This is a genomic window from Aequorivita flava (assembly GCF_038742595.1).
Taxonomy (GTDB): Bacteria; Bacteroidota; Bacteroidia; order Flavobacteriales; family Flavobacteriaceae; genus Aequorivita; species Aequorivita marisscotiae.
Window position 1 is genome coordinate 101,818 of sequence record NZ_JBANCF010000008.1, and the last position, 16,874, is coordinate 118,691.

Sequence of the window (16,874 nt, forward strand, 5' to 3'; positions counted from 1 at the left end):
ACAATGTTGAAAAACGCCTTATTTTTATTATTCGTATTTGCAAATATTTCGGCATTTGCACAATTTTCTGTTTCCGGAAAAGTGATTTCAAAGGAAACCAAAACGCCTATAGCCTATGCCGAAGTGTATATTCTCGACCTCGGAAGGTCTAAAGTAAGTGATGCCGAAGGAAATTTTGAATTTCTTGATATTCCCACGGGAACTTATGAATTTGCGGTTTTCAATTTGGAATATGAAGTTCTAAAAAACCAACTAACCATTTCGGAAAATACTGCAATTACCTTTGAATTGGAATTGCTGGGCGAGCAGCTTTCCGAAGTACTGATCACAAAACGTAAAGAGGAAATTTTTGCTTTGCGAAATCTAAAACAGGTAGAAGGCACTGCCATTTACGCAGGGAAAAAGAGCGAAGTGGTTATGGTAGAAAACCTTACCCTTAATACGGCAACAAACAACGCGCGCCAGATTTATGCGCAGGTTGTGGGGCTTAATATTTATGAAAACAACGACGGCGGTTTACAGTTGAACATTGGCGGACGCGGTTTAAACCCAAACCGAACCGCAAACTTTAATACACGCCAAAACGGGTACGATATTTCGGCAGATGTTTTGGGCTATCCCGAAAGTTATTATACGCCACCGGCAGATGCTATTAGTGAGATTGAAGTAGTGCGGGGCGCGGCATCCCTTCAGTACGGAACGCAGTTTGGCGGATTGATAAATTTTAAATTGCACCAACCCAATTCGAAGAAAAAAATAGAATGGGTTTCCCGACAATCCTTAGGTTCGTATAACCTTTTCAACAGTTTTAACAGCCTGGGCGGCACAGTGGGGAAGTTTGGCTATTACGCATATTACAACTTTAAAACAGGCGACGATTTTAGGCCAAATTCTGAGTTTGATTCGCACAACGCCTACGCCCATTTGGAATATAATTTTTCTGAAAACACAAAGCTCGCTTTTGAAATGAGCTATTTAAACTATTTGGCACAGCAGCCGGGAGGGCTTACGGATAGTCAGTTTGAGGAGGATCCAACATTTAGCAACCGGACACGGAATTGGTTTAAGGTAGATTGGAAGTTGTATTCGTTGCGCTTGGACCACAGTTTTTCTGAAAAAACAGATGTAAGCATTAATCTTTTTGCGCTGGATGCGTTTAGAAAATCTGTGGGTTTCCGTGAAAACAGGGTGTCGCAGCAGGATGATTTGGATGCGCCACGAGAATTGATTTCAGGAAATTTCAACAATTGGGGTGCCGAAGCAAGGCTTTTAACGCACTATAATTTATTTGGAAAGGAGCATGTGGTGCTATTCGGCGGAAAATATTACCAATCCAACAATAGCGAACGCCAAGGCCCGGGAACCAATGGTAGTGATGCAAATTTTGATTTTGCTTCGGAAGCATTTCCGAATTATCCCCGCCAAAGCGATTTTGAATTCCCGAACCTGAATTTTGCTGCTTTTGGAGAAAATATCTTCAACCTTACTCCAAAGTTTTCGGTTACGCCCGGTTTCCGGTTTGAATATATAAAAACACAAAGTAAAGGGGAGTACAAAAAAATAAATTTCGACATTGCTGGCAATCCAATTTTAAACGAGGATATTGCAGATAACCGCGAGTTTGATCGTGCTTTTGTGCTCTTGGGAGTGGGATTGAGCTACAAACCCGTGAAATCCTTGGAAGTGTACGGAAACCTTAGCCAGAATTACCGATCGGTAACTTTTAATGACATTCGGATTACAAATCCTTCTTTGGTAGTGGATCCAAATATTACCGATGAACAAGGTTACACTTTTGATTTAGGCGCACGCGGCAGGGTTGGCAAATACCTTTCGTATGATATCGGTGGATTTTTTCTGAGTTATCAGGATAGGTTAGGGGTTATTGTTCGCGAAGTGAGCGATATTCAAGAGGAGCGCTTCCGTGGTAATATTGGCGATGCGGTTACCTATGGTCTGGAAAGTTTTATAGATTGGAATATTATGGAAACCTTTTCAACAAACCGAAATTTCAGGATGAATTATTTCGTGAATCTGGCATTAACCGATAGCGAGTACACTTCATCCGAAGAAAATAATGTGGAAGGCAAAAAAGTGGAATTTATTCCTGCAATCAATCTAAAAACGGGTCTTGGTTTCGGCTATAAAAACTTTTTGGGAAGTTTGCAATATACATATTTGAGCAAGCAATTTACCGATGCCACCAACAGCGGGCGTGATTTTGAGAGCCAGAGCGGTATTGTTGGCGAAATCCCGGCTTATGATATTCTAGACCTTTCACTTTCTTACACCTTTGGCCGGTTTAAGTTGGAAAGCGGCATCAACAATGTGTTGGATAATAGCTATTTTACACGAAGGGCTACTGGCTATCCAGGCCCTGGAATCCTTCCCAGCCAACCGCGTACTTGGTATGCTACGTTGCAGGTACGATTGTAGAACAATACATAATTCATAATTCATAATTCATAATTCTGAATTAATTACCGTACATTTGCACGCAATTAAGCCATAATCACATTCCGATCCTGTTACTTCTACCGTTAAGCCTCGGATATTAATTTAATTGCAATGACCGCACACAACAACAAAATTCTAGGAGAAGGCCTTACGTACGACGATGTACTTTTAGTGCCTGCCTATTCTGAAGTTTTACCTCGCGAAGTTTCTATCGCCACAAAGTTTTCTCGTAATATTTCATTAAACGTTCCAATTGTTTCCGCAGCTATGGATACCGTTACCGAAAGTGCCATGGCTATTGCCATTGCTCGTGAGGGTGGTATCGGGGTAATTCATAAAAATATGAGTATTGAAGAGCAAGCTGCCGAAGTGCGCAAAGTAAAGCGTGCTGAAAGTGGAATGATTATAGATCCAATTACGCTTCACAAAGAAAATACGGTAGGCGATGCCCAAAACACAATGCGCGAATACAGCATTGGCGGAATACCAATTACCGACAAAAACGGAAGTTTAATTGGCATTGTAACCAATCGCGATTTGCGTTTTGAAAAAGATTTAAAGCGCCCGCTGAGCGAAGTAATGACTACCGAGAATCTAGTAACGGTGGCACAGGGTACTTCTTTAAAAGAGGCGGAGATAATTCTTCAAAAAAATAAAATTGAAAAACTGCCCGTTGTTAGCGACGATGGCAAATTATTGGGGCTAATTACGTTTAGGGATATTACCAAACTAACCCAAAAACCCAATGCAAATAAAGACCAATACGGCAGACTGCGAGTAGCTGCTGCGCTCGGCGTTACTGCCGATGCAGTTGAAAGAGCCGAGGCATTGGTAAACGCACAGATTGATGCCGTAATTATCGATACCGCACACGGACATACAAAGGGCGTGGTTGAGGTGTTGAAAAAAGTAAAACAGAAATTCCCGGATTTAGATGTAATTGTTGGAAACATTGCAACAGCCGAAGCGGCAAAATATCTAGTAGATGCCGGCGCAGATGCGGTTAAAGTAGGCATCGGACCAGGTTCTATTTGTACAACGCGAGTAGTTGCCGGAGTTGGTTTTCCACAATTTTCAGCGGTGCTGGAAGTTGCTGCAGCGTTAAAAGATAGCGGTGTGCCCGTGATTGCCGATGGTGGAATTCGTTATACTGGCGACATTCCAAAAGCAATTGCTGCAGGTGCAGATTGTGTTATGTTAGGTTCGTTATTGGCAGGTACTAAAGAATCGCCCGGAGTAACTATTATTTACGAAGGAAGAAAATATAAATCGTATCGCGGAATGGGTTCTGTAGAAGCTATGCGCGAAGGTTCTAAAGATCGTTATTTTCAGGATGTGGAAGACGATATTAAAAAACTGGTGCCGGAAGGAATCGTGGGTCGCGTACCTTATAAAGGTGAATTGTTTGAGAGCATGACACAGTTTATTGGCGGACTTAGAGCAGGTATGGGCTACTGTGGTTCAAAAGATATTGAAACTTTAAAACAATCGGGACAATTTGTAAAGATTACCGCTTCAGGAATTAATGAGAGCCATCCGCACGATGTTACCATTACCAGCGAGTCCCCAAATTACAGCAGATAATTATATATTAGTAAAGAATAAAACAAAAGCGTCGGGTACTTCCTAGACGCTTTTTGGTTTTGGAACTAATTATTTTACCGTGCGCAACAAAGCTTCAAAATATAATACCATTTTTTCTAATTGAATAATGTGCTTTTTTTTAAGAGTGGCGGTAAATGCTATATTTTTATTAATACAACGTAATTCGGAAAAAGGATAGTGTAGCAGCGCGGGCGTAAATTTATTGGCCAATAAATTTTCGGTAGTCTTAGTTCGTGCTCCCTGAATTCTGTATTGTGGAGTGCGTACAATAATACTCATTAAGGGCGCTTTTTTTATGGTAGAAACGGTGGTTTCAATAAGCGTTGGCTGTTTCGGTGAAATAGAAATAAAAACCCGTTTACGCCATTTGCAGTGTAGCTGAAATGCAACTCCGTTTATGTTGATGCAATCTTCACTTTCTCCCGATGCATTTTTTTTAATTCTTTCAATAATCTCAAGAACCATACTTAGTTTTAAGAGTTGTTTCAATACATTTTAAAATTTCAATAAAATCTGCCAGTTGCATTTCGTCTTTAATTCCATATGGAGGCGTTAAGATTATTTTTGAAGTATTTTCTTTTGGAATTCTTATATAAACACGGTTTTTTCGAAGCCGTGTGAGCAATGGTTTGTTTTTTATTAATTGTTCAATTATACTGGCGTTGCCGATAAAGGTATAGTTGTTGCGTAATTTTTTTTTAGCTGATAACATTTTTTGAAGAATTTTTTCCACAAAACTTGAAGGATAAATTTCCAGGGTATTTTGGAAATTTTTATCTAAGTGAAGTGTTATCCTAAAAGGTTCTGCCGTAGGAATGGCGCCGCCCACTTCATCCAGATTTATACTGAATTGAGAATTGCCAATTTTAAACAATGCTTTTTTGGGCTGGTAAATCAGTCGGCCAATTTGCGAAAACACATTTTTAACGCTTTCTTCTTCATAGCTTCCGCCTTGGTTTTCGGCAAAATTCTTAATAAGATCCATCAATTCGGTTCCTTGGGATTTTCCAAATATACCTTTTTTTGAAAGTTCTGGCATAAAAAAACGTGAGGTTGAAGTACCTCACGTTTGTATCTTAATATAGAAAAGGGTTATTTTCCTTCTTCATCATCGGCTGTAACACTAATGCCCAATTCGGCCAAAATAGGCATGGTAAGATCGTAATTTGGATCTAGAAAAACCACGTCTTGCGTTGTTTGCATTACCTGAGTATAACCTTGTGCTTTCGCCACTTTTTCCAAAGCTACACCTATTTTTCTATAAAGCGGTTTAAGGCTCTCTTGACGCTTTATTTCCAACAGTTTGGCGCCATTTTGTTGAAATTTTTGGATATCGGCTTCCAACGTCATCAGTTCGGTTTGTTTTTCTTTTTTCTGGGTTGGCGTAAAAGTAGCTTCACCGGCTTTATAGCCTTCGGCCAAAACTTTGTACTCGTCAATTTTTTTATTGAGATCAATATCTAATTGTTTGCCATAAGTTTCTAATTGGGTTTTTACATTTTCCAATTCTGGCATTTTAGATAGAATATACTCTACATCTACCGCGCCTACTTTACTTTGGGCGAATGTGGAGATGCTAATAAAGAATATAGCGATTTTAAGAAATTTCATTGTAATGGGTTTTTAAATTTTAGAGCACAATATTACTATAAATATTGCAAATGTAAGGCCAAGAATTTATCGTTTGTAAAAAATATAGTCTGTAACAATAGGTTCCACATTTTCAAGTTTTAAAAAACTCATTAGCTGTCCTCGGTGATACGTGCTGTGGTTTATAATATGAAACAGTAGGTTGCTAACCGTATTGGTATATTCTTGCCCTTTGCTATTGGTATAATTAATTGTGTTGTTTAATTCCTTTTGCTTAAGTAGTTGTAAGCTGTGTGTTGCGTTTTCAGTATCTATTTTTTGCAGGTGATTAATTTCCAGATTTTGCCAAACTGAAAGGGCCGGTGTAACCCCAAATATTCTGTGGTTCCAAATATGATGGGCGTTGAGGATATGGCTGGTTAGGGCGCTTATTTTGTTTTGATAAACCGTCGGGTTTTTAAGCAACAGTTTAATTAATTGCTGATTGCAATGATGGGTATATTCAAATTTATCTTTAAAGAAAGTTTTCATCACTCATCGTAAAGTTGGCCACGTGTGGGTTTTAAGGTTTCGCGCAGACTTTGCATTAGCGATTTTTCAACCACCATAAAAGCGATAGAAAACATAGGCGAAATTTCTTCGTGTCCGGTAAAACTGTGTTGCAGATTTTTTGTTTCTATAAATTCATTGAGATGCTTGGCGTGATGTTCGGCAATATGCTTTGCATTTGGACCTCGAAAATCCCATATAAGTTTTACTCTTTCAGTCATTTAAGTAGCGTTTTTTATCAATAATTAAGTCTCAGTAAATTCAAAGAATTCCTTCATTTTAAAAACTAGTGCAAGTTACGGGTTTTCAACATATTTATTAAAACTGCAAAACACTATAATTATATTAAATTCGTTAGCCTTTCTGATGTGTGTTACCGTAGCTTTTTGCTATTTTTGCCACGCTTCAATTAAAAATAAACAATCAATTAAACGATGAAAAATTTTCTTTCCCTATTTATTTTGGTCCTTTTGAGTGCCACCGCGGTAGTTGCACAAAATAAAAAGGAAGTGTTGATGACCATAAACGATGAGCCGGTTTATACCAGCGAATTTAAGCGCGTTTATAAAAAGAACCTCGACCTTGTTCAAGACGAATCGCAAAAAGACATAGATGGCTATTTGCAACTTTTTATAGATTACAAATTAAAAATTGCCGAGGCACAAGCGCAAGGCTTAGACAAAGAAAGTGCCTATAAAAGTGAGTTTTCCAAATATCGCGACCAGCTTTCAAGAAACTATTTATTTGAAGATAAGGTAACCGAAGAATTGGCAATGGAAGCATTTGAACGCAGTAAATTTGAAATTGATGCTTCGCATATATTAATCCGTGTAGATTATGAATCTGCGCCACAGGATACATTGGCGGCCTATAACAAAATGAAGACGATTCGCGAAAGAGCATTAAAAGGCGAAGATTTTGGCGAGTTGGCAAAAACGTTTTCTGAAGAACCTGGGGCCAAAGAACGAGCGGGCGCCTTGGGCTATTTTACGGTTTTTAATATGGTTTACCCTTTTGAAACCGAAGCATATAATACAAAACCGGGCGAAATTTCGAATATTGTCCGTACCAGTTTTGGGTATCACCTTATAAAAGTAAACGACCGCAGAGCCAAAATGCCGAAGATTGTTGTGTCGCATATTATGATTTCAGATAAAAAGGGTGCGCGCAACTTCAATCCAGAGGAACGCATCAACGAGCTTTACACTATGCTTAAGCAAGGCGAATCTTTTGAAAGTTTGGCAAAACAATTTTCTGACGATAAAAATTCCGCAGTAAAAGGAGGAAAGCTAAAAGCCTTTACCAAAGGCGATCTTCGCGCTCCCGAATTTGAGGAGGCGGCGTACGCCCTCAAAAACATTGGCGAAATTAGCAAGCCCATAAAAACAGATTTTGGCTGGCATATTATCCGTTTGGATGAAAAGTTACCGATGGAAACATTTGAGGAGCAAAGATTGAGTTTGGAGAAAAGAGTTTCGGAAGGCGACCGTTCAAAATTGGTAACCACTGCTACCAACAATAAAATAAAGGAAAAGTACGGTTATAAAAAAGAAGCCAACTTTCTTTCGTATTTTACAAATTATGTAAGCGACGAAGTACTAAAAAGAAAATGGAAAATGGAACCAATTCCAACGGCTGAAGATAAAACCCTCTTTACCATTGGCGATAAAGCCGTAAAGTTTTCAGATTTTGCAAACTTTATAGATGCCCGTCAAAAAACCACAAGACTTTTTAGACAGAAAGATGCCCTGCTTGTTGAACTTTACGATGAATTTGAAACAGAGCAATTAAAAGAATACTTTAAAGATAAATTAAAAGACGACAATGAAGAGTATGCCGCTGTGCTTACGGAATACCGCGACGGCCTTTTGATTTTTGACGTAATGAATAAAAATATTTGGAATAAAGCCAAGGAAGACACCCTGGCCGTTCAGGAATATTACGCAAAAACCAAAGATAATTATAAGTGGAAACAGCGCGTTGATGCCGAAATTTATGCCGCTACTTCTGACGGTTTCGCAAAGCAAATTCAAACAATGCTCGCGCAAGGCAAAACTTCCGAAGAAATAAAAGCAGCGCTAAATACCGAAGACAAAGTAAATGTTTTAATAACTCCCGGTATTTTTGAAATAGACCAATCAGAATTGCCAACCAATTTGGCAATAAAAGAAGGGGTTTCCGATATTTACCCGAGTAATGATTCTTTTGTCGTGGTTTTTGTAAAAGAGGTGCTCGCTCCTGGTTACAAAACTTTAGACGAAGTGAAGGGAAAAGTATTGAGCAATTATCAAACCGATTTGGAAAAATCTTGGATGGAAAGCCTTCGAAAAAAATACACCGTTAAAGTAGATAAAAAAGCTTTAAAACACGTTAAAAGAGAATTGAAGTGATAAAATCGCTGTTGTATATATTGCTTGCCAGTGTTAGCTTTGTTTCCTGCGAATATTTCCAAAGGAAAACAGAAGAGAACGTGGTTGCTCGTGTAAACGACACCTATTTATACGAAGCAGATCTTAAAAAACTAATAGACGCAGGTACCTCGCCCGAAGACAGTACCCTAATAGTAAACAATTACATTAATCGTTGGGCAACGCAACAATTGCTTATTGGTCAGGCGCGAATAAATATTCCGGCCGATAAGCTCGAACAATACGACAAACTTGTTCAAGAATATCACAACGATTTGCTCACCGAAGCGTATAAAAATGTAATCGTAAGCAAGCAATTAGACAGTGTAATTACTGAACAGGAATTTCAAGAATATTACAATACAAATAAGGAAAACTTTAAATTAAAAGATTTACTCGTAAAAATACGGTATGTTCAATTACCCTTAAACTTCGATGGATTGGCAGCTGTTAAGGAAAAGTTGAACCGCTATAATGAAAAAGATCAAGCGGCTCTTACCGGTCAAAACTACCAGTTTATTTCATCAAACTTTAACGATTCGGTTTGGGTAAAAAAGGATGTGCTTTTAAGTGCGCTGCCAATAATTAGAGACAACAGCGAACAAGTGTTAAAAAAATCCAATTTTACACAATTGCAAGATTCATTAGGAGTATATTTGGTGAAAATTGAAGATGTGCTCAATCTAAACGATACAGCGCCAATCTCCTATATTAAGCCTACTTTACGTCAGATAATTCTCAATAAAAGAAAGCTTGAACTTATAAAAAAATTAGAAACAGATATTACAAAAGATGCTATTGAAACAAATAATTTTGAAATCTATAAAAATGAATAAATTTTTATTGGTGTTGCTTTTTTCTACAGCAATGCTTCAAGCACAAACCGTTGTAGAACCTGATAGCACCGGTGTGGTAAAAAGCAATGATTCATTGGTTGTGCAAAAAACAACAACGCGCGACACTGTAAAACCTTTTGAAAGATTTAAGGCCGAAGGTGTAAGCGCCGTAGTTGGCGAATACGTTATTCTAGACAGCGATATAGACAAGGCATATGTAGAAATGCAATCGCAAGGAATGTCTATTGAAGACATTACCCGCTGCCAGTTAATGGGCAAACTAATGGAAGATAAATTATACGCCCATCAAGCAAAACAGGACAGTATTATGGTTCCAGATGCCGAAATTAATGGAATGATAGATCAGCAATTACAATATATGATTGGCGAATTGGGAAGTGAAGAAAAAGTTGCCGCCTATTACAGAAAGGATAACATTGCCGATTTAAGAAGAGATTTATTTGAAGCCAATAAAAGCATAAAGCTAGCGAGTTTAATGCAGCAAAAAGTAATTGAAAAAGTAGAAGTAACTCCCGAAGAAGTTCGCACGTTTTTCTTTTCCATACCTGAAGAAGAACGTCCTGTTTTTGGAGCTGAAATTGAAATTGCCCAAATAGTGGTAGATCCAAAAATCACAAAACAAGCAATTGACGAGGTAAAAGGACGGCTAAATGCCATTCGCGCAGATATTATAGATAATGGCGCCAGTTTTTCTACAAAAGCTGTGCTTTATTCCAAAGATCCCGGGTCTAATTCAAAAGGTGGATTATACACGGGCGTTAAACGCGATTCTCCTTGGGCAAAAGAGTTTAAGGATCAAGCATTCTCACTTTTAGAAGGTGAAATTAGCGAGCCGTTTGAAACTGAATTTGGCTGGCACTTACTTTATGTTGAAAAAATTCGTGGTCAAGAAGTAGATGTTAGGCATATTTTAATGTTTCCAGAGGTTTCACAAAAATCTATTGATGAAGCTCAAAAGAAAATTGAAGACTTAAAAAACCAGATTGAGGCAGGTGAAATTTCCTTTGCCGAAGCAGCTCGAAAAAATTCTGACGATAAGGAAACACGCAATAACGGTGGCCAATTGGTAAATCCTATTTCTTTCGACACAAAGTTTGATCTTACCAAAATGGATCCAACGCTAAGCCAGCAGGTTTATAACTTAAAAGAAGGGGAAGTGTCTGAAGTATTTACAGATCGCGACAGAACAGGGAAAAGTAGCTTAAAGATTTTAACCGTAACTCAAAAATACGAAGAACACAAAGCAGATTTTTCTAAGGATTACGAGCGAATAAAAAAATTGGCATTGCGCGAAAAGCAAATTAAGGTTATAAATAAGTGGCAGAACGAGAAGATAAAAGATACGTATATTAGCATTAATGAAGACTACCAAGATTGCGAGTTTGCAGGCGATTGGTTAAAAAAATAATATAGAAAAATACTATGTCAGACGTAGCAGCGGTAACACAACTAGTTTCAAAATATAACGCCCTAAAAAAAGAAATAAAAAAAGTAATCGTCGGTCAAGAGGAAGTGGTGGACCAAGTTTTGATCGCCATTTTTTCAGGAGGCCACGCACTGCTAATAGGCGTTCCCGGACTGGCAAAAACCTTATTGGTTAATACTGTTGCCGAAGCACTTGGACTGCAATTTAAAAGAATTCAATTTACGCCAGATTTAATGCCCAGCGACATTTTAGGTTCTGAAATCTTAGACCAAAATCGCGAATTTAAATTTATTAAGGGGCCAATTTTCGCCAATATCATTCTTGCAGACGAAATTAACAGAACCCCACCAAAAACGCAGGCGGCACTCTTAGAGGCTATGCAGGAACGTGCGGTTACTGTTGCCGGCCATCACTACAAATTAGATTTGCCTTATTTTGTACTAGCTACACAAAACCCCATAGAGCAGGAGGGAACCTACCCATTGCCGGAGGCACAATTAGACCGTTTTATGGTTGCCATTAATCTGGAATACCCTTCTTTTGCTGAAGAAGTGGAAGTTGTAAAACAAACCACTACCGGTGAGGTACAAACTGTTAATGCACTTTTTACCGCCCAAGAAATTATTGAATATCAAAAACTAATTCGACGAATTCCCGTTGCCGATAATGTGGTGGAGTATGCTGTAGGCCTAGTGGGCAAAACCCGTCCCAATAGTCCCACAGCGCCTGAAATGGTTAAAAATTACATAGATTGGGGCGCAGGGCCACGCGCGTCGCAAAACCTGATTTTGGCGGCTAAAACAAACGCTGCAATTCACGGAAAATATTCCCCGGATATTGAGGATGTACAAAAAGCCGCAGTTGCAATTCTACGCCACAGATTAATTAAAAATTACAAAGCGGAAGCAGAAGGTCTAACGATTGAAGAAATTATAAAGAGTCTTTATTAATTAATGACTTTTATTTATCTGTTCCGAATTTCATTCGACTACGATCATTAAAAATTTTGAATTTCTTAATATTAGACATTCAAAATTAGTAATTCGATAATTTTACGCAATAAAAATTGATATTCAGTGAATTATATTCACTGAATAAGCAATTTCATTAAATACTTTTTAAATATTATAAAATTTTGTAATTTTGCACTTACAAAAAATACAACTATGGCATTTGACATTGATATGATTAAAAAGGTTTACGCCCAAATGGCTGAACGTGTTGATAAAGCGCGCGAAATCACGGGAAAACCACTTACCCTTTCTGAAAAAATATTATACTCCCACCTTTGGGATGGCAATCCCGATAAAGCTTTCCAACGCGGAAAGGATTATGTAGATTTTGCCCCCGACAGAATTGCCTGTCAAGATGCAACAGCACAAATGGCACTTCTGCAATTTATGCAAGCGGGAAAAAAAACTGTAGCAGTACCAACTACCGTACACTGCGACCACTTAATACAAGCTAAACAAGGTGCTGCACCGGATTTAAAACGCGCAAACGAAACCAGTAATGAGGTTTTTGATTTTTTGGAATCTGTTTCAAATAAATATGGAATTGGTTTTTGGAAACCTGGCGCGGGAATTATTCACCAAGTAGTTCTGGAAAATTATGCATTTCCTGGCGGAATGATGATTGGTACCGATAGCCATACTGTAAATGCAGGTGGTCTGGGAATGGTGGCAATTGGTGTTGGCGGAGCAGATGCGGTAGATGTTATGGCTGGCATGCCTTGGGAATTAAAATTTCCGAAGTTAATAGGAGTTAAATTAACCGGCGAACTAAACGGTTGGACGGCTTCAAAAGATGTTATTTTAAAAGTAGCTGGAATCCTTACCGTAAAAGGTGGAACAGGTGCTATTGTTGAATACTTTGGCCCTGGCGCAAAAAATCTTTCCTGTACAGGAAAAGGAACCATCTGTAATATGGGTGCCGAAATTGGGGCAACTACTTCTACTTTTGGGTACGACGATGCCATGGAGCGATTTTTAAGAGCTACAGACAGAGCCGATATTGCAGACGAGGCCAATAAAATACGTGAATATTTAACGGGCGATGATGAAGTTTACGCAAATCCCGAAACATATTTTGATCAAGTTATCGAAATAGATTTAACCACATTGCGTCCACATCTTAATGGTCCATTTACACCCGATTTGGCAACTCCTGTTGGGCAATTGGGCGACAAGGCCAAGAAAAATGATTGGCCAATTAAAGTAGATTGGGGATTAATTGGTAGTTGTACCAACTCTTCTTATGAAGATTTAACGCGTGCTGCTTCTATCGCGCAACAGGCCATTGATAAGAAATTAAAGCCAAAAAGCGACTTTGGGATAAATCCTGGTTCGGAACAAATTCGATTTACTGCCGAGCGGGATGGACTTTTAGATGTATTTGAAAATTTAGGCGCTACAATTTTTACAAATGCGTGCGGCCCCTGTATTGGTCAGTGGGACCGAAGCGATAGAAAGGGCGATGAAAAAAACACCATTGTACACTCTTTTAACAGAAACTTTTCAAAACGTGCCGATGGAAATCCAAATACACATGCATTTGTTGGCTCTCCAGAAATGGTGGCCGCAATTGCAATCTCGGGCCGTTTAGATTTTGATCCGATGAACGATACTCTTCTAAACGACGAGGGACAAGAGGTGAAACTCGATGAGCCACGTGGTTTGGAATTGCCGCCAAAAGGTTTTGAGGTGGACGATAACGGATATTTGGCGCCAAGAGAAGACGGAAGTTCCGTTGAAGTAAAAGTAGCCAACGATAGCGAACGTTTACAGCTATTGGAGCCGTTCGTTCCTATAAAGGACTCGGAATTACAGGGTGTGAAATTATTGATTAAAGCTTTTGGAAAATGTACTACCGACCATATTTCTATGGCTGGGCCGTGGCTGCGTTACCGCGGACATTTGGACAATATAGCAAACAATACCCTAATTGGCGCTGTAAATGCATTTAACAAGCAAACCAATTTTGTTAAAAACCAATTTACTGGTGAGTATGGCGGCGTGCCGGATGTGCAACGTGAGTACAAAGCAAAAGGTGTTAAAACAATTGTTGTGGGCGACCATAATTACGGCGAAGGTTCGTCTCGCGAGCACGCAGCAATGCAGCCCAGACATTTGGGTGTTGCAGCGGTTTTGGTAAAATCTTTTGCCAGAATTCACGAAACCAATCTAAAGAAACAAGGTATGTTGGGTCTTACTTTTGACAATGAAGCGGACTATGACAAAATTCAGGAAGACGATACCTTTAATTTTGTTGATATTGCCGAATTTGCACCAAATAAACCGCTTACCTTGGAAATTGTGCATAAGGATGGGAGTAAGGATACCATAAAGGTTAATCATACTTATAACGATGCGCAAATAAAATGGTATAGAGAAGGGTCTGCATTAAATTTGATTAAAAAACAGAACGCATAGTTTTTTTATATTATTACTTAAACCTCACAGTTCTTCACGATTTGTGAGGTTTTTTATTCAATTAAAATATGAAAGGTTTTTTAAAGAAGAACTGGAGCAACGTGCTCTTTTTTACATTTTTGGCATTGCTGATAATTCCACAAACACGAATGCCCATTCAGGTTTTCGTACAGCGGCTTATTTCGTTTTCACCGTCCGAAAAAACGGAGGCCGAACGCGAAACACTACAGGATTATCAATGGAATTTACAGCTTTTAAATGGCGAGAATGTAGATTTCTCAAAATCTAAAGGGAAGGTTGCAGTGGTAAATTTTTGGGCTACATGGTGTCCGCCCTGCGTTGCCGAAATGCCATCGTTTCAAAAATTATATGATAGTTATGGCGAAAAGGTAGATTTCTATTTTGTTACGTCCGAAGATTCTGAAAAGGTGCATAAATTTCTTCAAAAGAACGAATATACATTGCCGGTATTTATTCAGCAATATAAAGCTCCAAAACAGTTGGAATCGCAAGCACTACCTACTACTTATTTAATTTCAAAAACAGGTGAAATAGTTATAGATGAAGAAGGTGCGGCCGATTGGAACAGTAAAAAAATGAGAGCACTTTTAGAGACACTTCTTTCAGAATAGATTTTAAAATTATCCTGCAAAGTAAATTTCCTTAATAGACTTCATTGTTTTTTTGCCTTTTATAATAGCTTGAATATCGCTCCATAACTTTTCGTTTATCAACGATTTTAAGGGTTGTTCCACTTCCGTAATTTTTGGAAAGTTTTTAATAAGCTTTTTGTCCCAAACCTCGTAGTGGTTTAAGAGGTCATCTGGATAAACCGTTTTACGACGCGTACCTTCGTCTATTCCCTTAAATGGTTCGGAAATATTTAAATAGCCATAATCGTTGGTAAGTTCTTCACCAGCTTGAATATCGCGAATCGCAATTTCAAATTCATAGGCGGTAGATAGACAATTGCTTTTAAAACTATGGTTTACAAAGCGACCGTAATCCCAGCAAAGTACATAATTGCCTTTTCTGTTTCTGTAGCAATAGGTTTCTAAAATATCTTGATATAGCGGGTTCATTTTGCTGATTTTAGCTGGAGAAAACTCCCTGTCTAAATCGTCTAATGCCCAGGTTATCGTGCCGGCGGGAATCATTTCAGTAGCAACAACGCCATACCCTATTTGTTCGCTAATAAATTTAAGTTCTGTTTTAGGATGAATCATAAACAATTGTAATTTTCGGGATTAAATGTAGTACAAAATCTCAATCGTTTTACAAAACCTATCTATTGTATATCAAATTTTATTGTGGTTATTTTGGAGGTATTTTTTAAAAAAGTTACCCTTTAACCGATTTTTGAACTGTACTTCTCTTTAAATTTTTCCATCAAAACAAAAATGGTTAAAAGCATAGTTAAAGCGTAGATACTATCTTCAATTGGTACGGTGCCGAGCCTGATTCCTAGATTTTCGGCGTCGTTATACCAGACTACCGGTTCCTGTATCCAACTGCCTGTAAGAAATCCATTCACTATAAAAAATGGAATTAACAGAATACTAAACACCGGAAAGAATACATTTAAAATCGCCCTCTTATAATTATACACTAAAGCTAATAGTACAATAGCGTATCCAAAATTTATAGCAGTGTACCAGCGATCGTAAAAATATAGCAGGAGCACGATTAAAATAGTCTGTAAACTGAAGTAAACTACAGCTGTAGTATTATTTGAAAGTTGAAACTTTGGCATTAAATCCTTAAACGCATAAATGGTGAAAAGACAGGCATAGGGAATACAAACAAAGAAAAGCCATTCCTCCAAAGGCAGGTTGGCAATAGTTATTCCCGACAAATATTTTTCATTAAAACCCCAGATACCATTTTGGGTAAAAATAATATCCCAAGGTATAAAAAATGCCATCATAATAAAGGTGGCAGGGAAGAAGTATTTCCAAAGTCTATAAAACTTCAATTTTGGATGAAAGCTAAATATAAAAGGAATGCTCAACGAAGCGAGATTGAGCATAAAATATAGGTGCCACATGGTTTACTTTTTAAAATATTTTAATGGGGGGAACAACATTCCGAAGCACTCACCTTTATCTTTTCCTAAATGTTTATGATGCATTTTATGTGCACGCCTAATACCGCGAGCGTACCAATTATTGGCATTTCGGAACATTTTAAAACGCTGGTGAATAAAAATATCGTGAACAAAAAAATAGGTGAGTCCGTATGCAAATATTCCAAGACCTATTGGCAACCCAGCCCAAAAGCCGTAAAAACTCCAACTTACAAAACAAAAAATGCTAACCAAAGCATAGAATATAAAAAAGAAATCGTTGCGCTCCCACCAACTGCTGTGGTCTTTGTGGTGATGATCTTTGTGCAATTTCCATAAAAACCCGTGCATTACGTATTTATGCGTAAACCACGCCATAAATTCCATAATACAAAATGTAAGTATGAAAATTAATATCCAAAGAACTGTCGTCATTTTTACTTGTAATTTATAGTTTTTGTAATGCTATGGTGAATTTTTATAGTA

16 protein-coding genes are annotated in these 16,874 nt (G+C 38.1%); 8 read left to right on the forward strand and 8 right to left on the reverse strand.

The genetic code is table 11. The annotated features are described in order from the left end of the window. Positions 1-3: 3 nt before the first annotated feature. On the forward strand, positions 4-2,436 hold the full coding sequence (locus VZD24_RS10720; protein WP_342687310.1) for a TonB-dependent receptor domain-containing protein: 2,433 nt from the start codon (positions 4-6) through the stop codon (positions 2,434-2,436). A gap of 132 nt (positions 2,437-2,568) precedes the next feature. Continuing rightward, positions 2,569-4,041 carry an IMP dehydrogenase gene (gene guaB / locus VZD24_RS10725; protein ID WP_279448738.1) on the forward strand — a complete coding sequence of 491 codons (1,473 nt, stop codon included), beginning with the start codon at positions 2,569-2,571 and terminating at the stop codon, positions 4,039-4,041. A 69-nt stretch (positions 4,042-4,110) separates the two neighbouring features. Here the strand turns inward: guaB and VZD24_RS10730 are convergent, their stop codons facing one another. The 5 genes from VZD24_RS10730 to VZD24_RS10750 all read right to left on the reverse strand — a co-directional run bounded on the left by VZD24_RS10730 (position 4,111) and on the right by VZD24_RS10750 (position 6,422). Then, complete coding sequence (locus VZD24_RS10730) at positions 4,111-4,527, reverse strand: hypothetical protein (RefSeq protein ID WP_279448737.1); 417 nt, start codon at positions 4,525-4,527, stop codon at positions 4,111-4,113. Then, on the reverse strand, positions 4,517-5,101 hold the full coding sequence (locus tag VZD24_RS10735; protein ID WP_342687312.1) for a hypothetical protein: 585 nt from the start codon (positions 5,099-5,101) through the stop codon (positions 4,517-4,519). Before VZD24_RS10735 ends, VZD24_RS10730 begins: the two co-directional genes overlap by 11 nt. A gap of 53 nt (positions 5,102-5,154) precedes the next feature. Further along, entirely contained in the window at positions 5,155-5,673 is a 519-nt protein-coding gene (locus tag VZD24_RS10740; RefSeq protein WP_279448735.1) for an OmpH/Skp family outer membrane protein, read from the reverse strand. 66 nt (positions 5,674-5,739) lie between these two features. Next, on the reverse strand, positions 5,740-6,183 hold the full coding sequence (locus VZD24_RS10745; protein WP_342687334.1) for a DinB family protein: 444 nt from the start codon (positions 6,181-6,183) through the stop codon (positions 5,740-5,742). Then, a complete protein-coding gene (locus tag VZD24_RS10750) occupies positions 6,183-6,422 on the reverse strand; it encodes a hypothetical protein (protein WP_279448733.1) in 240 nt (79 codons plus the stop codon). Before VZD24_RS10750 ends, VZD24_RS10745 begins: the two co-directional genes overlap by 1 nt. A gap of 213 nt (positions 6,423-6,635) precedes the next feature. Between VZD24_RS10750 and VZD24_RS10755 the strand changes: the two genes are divergently transcribed. The 6 genes from VZD24_RS10755 to VZD24_RS10780 all read left to right on the forward strand — a co-directional run bounded on the left by VZD24_RS10755 (position 6,636) and on the right by VZD24_RS10780 (position 14,955). Then, positions 6,636-8,591, forward strand: coding sequence for a peptidylprolyl isomerase (locus VZD24_RS10755; RefSeq protein ID WP_342687314.1), 1,956 nt, complete (start codon positions 6,636-6,638; stop codon positions 8,589-8,591). After that, a complete protein-coding gene (locus VZD24_RS10760) occupies positions 8,588-9,445 on the forward strand; it encodes a peptidyl-prolyl cis-trans isomerase (protein WP_279448731.1) in 858 nt (285 codons plus the stop codon). Before VZD24_RS10755 ends, VZD24_RS10760 begins: the two co-directional genes overlap by 4 nt. Next, the gene (locus VZD24_RS10765; RefSeq protein WP_279448730.1) at positions 9,438-10,874 is read left to right on the forward strand and encodes a peptidylprolyl isomerase; all 1,437 of its coding nucleotides are present in this window, start codon (positions 9,438-9,440) and stop codon (positions 10,872-10,874) included. Before VZD24_RS10760 ends, VZD24_RS10765 begins: the two co-directional genes overlap by 8 nt. 14 nt (positions 10,875-10,888) lie before the next feature. Beyond that, on the forward strand, positions 10,889-11,842 hold the full coding sequence (locus tag VZD24_RS10770; protein WP_342687316.1) for an AAA family ATPase: 954 nt from the start codon (positions 10,889-10,891) through the stop codon (positions 11,840-11,842). Positions 11,843-12,058: 216 nt separating this feature from the next. Then, positions 12,059-14,323, forward strand: coding sequence for an aconitate hydratase (locus tag VZD24_RS10775; protein WP_342687318.1), 2,265 nt, complete (start codon positions 12,059-12,061; stop codon positions 14,321-14,323). Positions 14,324-14,391: 68 nt separating this feature from the next. Then, entirely contained in the window at positions 14,392-14,955 is a 564-nt protein-coding gene (locus VZD24_RS10780; protein WP_342687319.1) for a TlpA family protein disulfide reductase, read from the forward strand. Between the two features lie 9 nt (positions 14,956-14,964). Here VZD24_RS10780 and VZD24_RS10785 read toward each other — a convergent pair whose 3' ends face one another. From VZD24_RS10785 to VZD24_RS10795, 3 genes are all read right to left on the reverse strand, one after another. After that, positions 14,965-15,549, reverse strand: coding sequence for an SET domain-containing protein (locus VZD24_RS10785; protein ID WP_342687321.1), 585 nt, complete (start codon positions 15,547-15,549; stop codon positions 14,965-14,967). A gap of 122 nt (positions 15,550-15,671) precedes the next feature. Further along, a complete protein-coding gene (locus VZD24_RS10790) occupies positions 15,672-16,370 on the reverse strand; it encodes a lycopene cyclase domain-containing protein (protein WP_279448724.1) in 699 nt (232 codons plus the stop codon). A gap of 3 nt (positions 16,371-16,373) precedes the next feature. Further along, positions 16,374-16,823: a sterol desaturase family protein gene (locus VZD24_RS10795; RefSeq protein WP_279448723.1), complete on the reverse strand. Its 450-nt coding sequence runs from the start codon at positions 16,821-16,823 to the stop codon at positions 16,374-16,376. Between the last annotated feature and the right edge of the window lie 51 nt (positions 16,824-16,874).

Bases quoted from the DNA above. Each gene is read 5' to 3' on its own strand.
- VZD24_RS10720 (WP_342687310.1), top strand. From the start codon at position 4: ATGTTGAAAAACGCCTTATTTTTATTATTCGTATTTGCAAATATTTCG.
- guaB (WP_279448738.1), top strand. From the start codon at position 2,569: ATGACCGCACACAACAACAAAATTCTAGGAGAAGGCCTTACGTACGAC.
- VZD24_RS10730 (WP_279448737.1), bottom strand. From the start codon at position 4,527: ATGGTTCTTGAGATTATTGAAAGAATTAAAAAAAATGCATCGGGAGAA.
- VZD24_RS10735 (WP_342687312.1), bottom strand. From the start codon at position 5,101: ATGCCAGAACTTTCAAAAAAAGGTATATTTGGAAAATCCCAAGGAACC.
- VZD24_RS10740 (WP_279448735.1), bottom strand. From the start codon at position 5,673: ATGAAATTTCTTAAAATCGCTATATTCTTTATTAGCATCTCCACATTC.
- VZD24_RS10745 (WP_342687334.1), bottom strand. From the start codon at position 6,183: ATGAAAACTTTCTTTAAAGATAAATTTGAATATACCCATCATTGCAAT.
- VZD24_RS10750 (WP_279448733.1), bottom strand. From the start codon at position 6,422: ATGACTGAAAGAGTAAAACTTATATGGGATTTTCGAGGTCCAAATGCA.
- VZD24_RS10755 (WP_342687314.1), top strand. From the start codon at position 6,636: ATGAAAAATTTTCTTTCCCTATTTATTTTGGTCCTTTTGAGTGCCACC.
- VZD24_RS10765 (WP_279448730.1), top strand. From the start codon at position 9,438: ATGAATAAATTTTTATTGGTGTTGCTTTTTTCTACAGCAATGCTTCAA.
- VZD24_RS10770 (WP_342687316.1), top strand. From the start codon at position 10,889: ATGTCAGACGTAGCAGCGGTAACACAACTAGTTTCAAAATATAACGCC.
- VZD24_RS10775 (WP_342687318.1), top strand. From the start codon at position 12,059: ATGGCATTTGACATTGATATGATTAAAAAGGTTTACGCCCAAATGGCT.
- VZD24_RS10780 (WP_342687319.1), top strand. From the start codon at position 14,392: ATGAAAGGTTTTTTAAAGAAGAACTGGAGCAACGTGCTCTTTTTTACA.
- VZD24_RS10785 (WP_342687321.1), bottom strand. From the start codon at position 15,549: ATGATTCATCCTAAAACAGAACTTAAATTTATTAGCGAACAAATAGGG.
- VZD24_RS10790 (WP_279448724.1), bottom strand. From the start codon at position 16,370: ATGTGGCACCTATATTTTATGCTCAATCTCGCTTCGTTGAGCATTCCT.
- VZD24_RS10795 (WP_279448723.1), bottom strand. From the start codon at position 16,823: ATGACGACAGTTCTTTGGATATTAATTTTCATACTTACATTTTGTATT.